The sequence below is a fragment of the Bacteroidales bacterium genome (assembly GCA_018334875.1).
GTDB lineage: Bacteria > Bacteroidota > Bacteroidia > Bacteroidales > UBA12077 > JAGXLC01.
Map to the genome: position 1 here is coordinate 1 of JAGXLC010000359.1, position 4,150 is coordinate 4,150.

Here is a 4,150-nt window from a genome sequence, read left to right on the forward strand (position 1 = left end):
GGGACCTGGATGACGACAATACCTCTGATGACACGGATGCCGACGGGCAGGATATTACCTACTCCATTACAGGCGGAAATACCGATAACATATTTGCCATTGACGCCTCTACCGGTCAAATCACTGTCAGTGACAATACCGACCTGGATTATGAGACAACCAGCTCCTACAGTCTCACTGTTCAGGCTGAAGACCCGGACGCTAACACCGATGAGGCTACCATTACCGTCAATATCACGGACGTGAATGAAGCACCGGTGGCCAAAGCTGACAGCTACACTTACAAGGAAGGCTATACGTACAGCGAATCAGCGGCTAATGGTGTATTGGCCAATGACAGCGACCCGGATGGAGATGCCATAACAGCCATACTGGTTGGCGACGTTTCCAACGGAAACCTCACCCTCAACAGCGATGGAAGTTTCGATTACACCCATGACGGCAGTGAAACATCAAGCGATCAGTTTTCCTACAAGGTCAATGACGGAAAAGTAGACGGAAACACCGTGACGGTGGATATTTCCATAATTCCAGTCAATCATGCACCGGTGGCAGAAGATGATACTGGAACACTTCAGCGTGGAGGCACTATAACGATCAATGTACTGGCAAATGACACCGATCAGGATGGTGACATCAATCCGGCTACTTTAGAAATAATGGCTATGCCCCAAAGCGGTGCCGGCGTATCAATTGCTGATAGTTCAATTACCGTGGATTTTGGTATGGTTCCTGAATTTACCGGAGATGACAAAGTGGTTTATGAAATAGCTGATGATGCAGGCAACTCTGATCAGGGCACTGTTTACCTTACGGTACATACCAGGGATCAGACCTTAAATATCCCGGACTCATTTTCACCCAACGGAGATGGATTTAATGACAAATTTATTATACCGGGCATTAAAGAATATCCAAATAATGAACTAATCATATTTAACCGTTGGGGCAACGAGGTTTACAGAAAACAAAATTACCAAAATGAATGGGACGGCAGCGCTTCAAACCGAAATAAAAAATTGCCTGTAGGTACGTATTATTACATACTACATCTTAAGAACAGGGATAAAACAAGAAATGGCTACATTTACTTAACCAGATAATACACATAATATGCAAACAAAACATTTGATCATATCCATGATACTTATTCTACAGGGCATTCTCGGGTATGCCCAGCAAGACCCAATGTTTACCCAGTATCAGAACAATATGATGGCAGTAAATTCGGCCTACGCAGGTTCCAAAGAGGCACTGAATGTTACTGTGATTTCCCGGCATCAGTGGGTAAACTTTGAAGGAGCTCCCACTACCCAGAGCATATCAATAAATACCCCGTTCTTTGATAAAGAATTGGGTCTTGGTTTTTCTTTCGTTCGCGATCAGGTTGGACCATTAAAAACGGACAATTTTTATTTAGATATCGCATATAAATTAAAAGTTCATGAAGGAGGCCATTTATCTATGGGGTTAAAAAGTGGATTGCATAACAGGAAAAACAATCTCACGGAATTGAACCCGCTTAATGAAAATGACCCAAGCTATCAACAAGATATTATAAGTGAAATCTATCCGAATTTTGGTACAGGTTTTTATTATTACACCGACAAATATTATCTCGGGTTATCCGCTCCAAAATTATCACAAATAGGTTACCGTAAAAATGATGATCCAAATCTCGGGAATAGTGAAATGAAAAGGCATTATTATATCATTGGCGGATATGTATGGGATATCAATCAGCAATTCCAGTTTAAACCGACATTCCTCTCAAAAATGGTGCAGGGAGCACCCCCCTCATTCGATATAACTGCCAACGTCAGGTATAATAATAAAATAATTGGCGGAATTTCTCACCGTTTTGGAGATTCATTCGGTGCTATGATTCAAGTCAAGGCATTATCCCAAATCTGGATCGGATATTCTTATGACTTTACCATTAGTGAAATGAGCAGATATAATAGCGGCACCCATGAAATAATGATTAATCTCGATCTAAATTTACCTACAAAAGATATAATCGAATCGTCCCGGTTTTTCTAATGCGGGCTTGTTTGTCCGCACGCTGCCGCTGAAGCTTTAGCGTAAGCGTCCGAAGCTAAGCGAAGGCGAGCCTGGAACTTTCCAGCAAAGCACCCATCATTCATACATTTTATATATATTCTCAATTCCTGCAATATGCATGAAAAGTTCTATTTATTGTTGTAGCAGCAACTTGCATGGATAATTTTGAATCTGGTCCAAAAAGGATTATAAAAAAATGCCACTAAAACTCCAAAACACCAAAGAACACAAAAAATAGATAATCAATATTTTATTTTTATTGTGTTTTGGTGGCCGAAAAAACTTTTTAGACCAAACTCAACAATATTCGGATAAATATTCCTTGAAAGGATCTTTTATAAAAGAATCTGACCCCAATTCTGACCCCTCAATACAAAATCAAAAAGGCAATTAAGCTAACTAGTGCTTCTAAGAAATTATTTAATAAATTGAAATTCACTACAATATTATTAATAACTTGTTTAAATCTCTTTAATGATTTTGTTGTAAGTCTCGCGAAAAATGGGGATTTTTATGGTGTTAGCCTTTGAGATTCGCATAATTTTACCATCACTGGCCAAAAGATTCAAATATGAGAAAGAGATTCGAACAACAATTGACTATCGGACAACTTCCCATTGAGGAAACATTTATTAATCCCAAAAGCAAAAAATATCCGTCCGAGCAATCCATATTGCATATGAATGCTTAGTCGGTTAGCTTACCATGTGCAAGATGGGTTGCTCGGACGAATACATTTAAATGGAAAAAAATTGATTTTGCAACTAAATATAGTTACTTTTGCGTTGTGACTAAAAAGGAAAAATTAATTGCCCGGTTTTTAAGTATGCCAAATGATTTTCATTATAACGAGGTAGTTAAATTACTGGGTTATTTTAATTTTAAAGAAGTAAAAAAGGGCAAAACATCAGGCTCGAGGGTCAAATTTGTAAATGATGAAGGAGTCCCGATCATGTTGCACAAGCCACATCCATCGGGAATAATGAAAAAATACCAGTTAAAACAAATAAAGGAGATATTAGACTTATGAAACATTTAGAATACAAAGGTTATACAGGCACTATAGAATATAGCAAAGAAGACAATTTGCTTTATGGAAAAGTACTTGGAATAAAAGGTCTTATATCTTATGAAGGCAAGACAGGCAAAGAGCTCGAAGAAGATTTTAAAGAGGCCATTGATGCTTACCTTGAAGATTGTAAAGAGCGGGGAGTAGAACCAGAGAAGCCTTTTAAAGGCAGTTTTAACGTTCGTATATCAGCAAAACTGCATAAAGAAGCCGCTTTGCTGGCGATGAAAGAAAAAATGTCGTTGAACAACTTTGTAGCCGAATCCATAAGAGAACGGATTTTTAAAAAAACAAGTAACCAGCACTAAACAATATTTCTTAGTAAAATCATTTTTTTTGAAATAACCCAACGAGCTTATAAATGGGCTAATAAAGCTTCTATGAATGCTTACGTAAAGTATGGTATCAAAAGAAACGATATAATCAATTTTACCAAAAAGGAGGCGATAAAAGAAATTGCGAAATTTAACAAGGGTCAAATTCCAAAATCATTAACCTCTTGTATTTAAAACCGGAGACGGATGGTTTACATACAATCTTGTGATCAACTTGTCCTCAATTTAAGATGAAATTATATTTTTCTGGAAACAATTGCCAGAAAATATGGGGAGGTAGCCAGCCTCTTCTATATAATTGAAAATCTGCCCCCCTTTCCAAAATAAAGAAAAGACAATCTACTGTAATTTAGCAAATTGCCTTTCCTTAATAGAGGTCGTGGGCGGATTCGAACCGCCGTAACCGGTTTTGCAGACCGACGCCTAAGCCCCTCGGCCACACGACCGTTTTTTTGATTTTCCTGCCACCGTTTGATAACGGGTGGGCAAAGTTAAAAAATTATTCACAAATGCAACAGATCCTTTTGCAATTTTTGCTTATCCATTGCCATAACGACAGGAAGGATGTTTTATTAAGCCAAGCCAATGATTGAATGATTGGATGATTGGATGATTGGATGCTGCAATGCGGGATTGGTTGCATGAAAGGATAGAGAAGACGGGAAGAAGGGAAGAGGAGGAA

General features: G+C 38.4%; 4 protein-coding genes and 1 tRNA gene. 4 read left to right on the forward strand and 1 reads right to left on the reverse strand.

The annotated features are described in order from the left end of the window. From KGY70_18010 to KGY70_18025, 4 genes are all read left to right on the forward strand, one after another. Positions 1–1,103, forward strand: a 1,103-nt coding sequence (locus tag KGY70_18010; GenBank protein ID MBS3777097.1) for a gliding motility-associated C-terminal domain-containing protein, incomplete at its 5' end; no start/stop codon positions are given. A gap of 10 nt (positions 1,104–1,113) precedes the next feature. Then, a complete protein-coding gene (locus KGY70_18015; protein ID MBS3777098.1) occupies positions 1,114–2,043 on the forward strand; it encodes a type IX secretion system membrane protein PorP/SprF in 930 nt (309 codons plus the stop codon). Between the two features lie 808 nt (positions 2,044–2,851). Continuing rightward, positions 2,852–3,094 (forward strand): type II toxin-antitoxin system HicA family toxin, encoded by a 243-nt coding sequence (locus KGY70_18020; protein ID MBS3777099.1) that lies wholly within the window; start codon positions 2,852–2,854, stop codon positions 3,092–3,094. Next, the gene (locus tag KGY70_18025; GenBank protein MBS3777100.1) at positions 3,091–3,441 is read left to right on the forward strand and encodes a type II toxin-antitoxin system HicB family antitoxin; all 351 of its coding nucleotides are present in this window, start codon (positions 3,091–3,093) and stop codon (positions 3,439–3,441) included. The genes KGY70_18020 and KGY70_18025 overlap by 4 nt, the downstream gene beginning before the upstream one ends. Positions 3,442–3,842: 401 nt before the next feature. Here KGY70_18025 and KGY70_18030 read toward each other — a convergent pair. Beyond that, a tRNA-Cys gene (locus KGY70_18030) sits at positions 3,843–3,914 on the reverse strand. Positions 3,915–4,150: the final 236 nt, after the last annotated feature.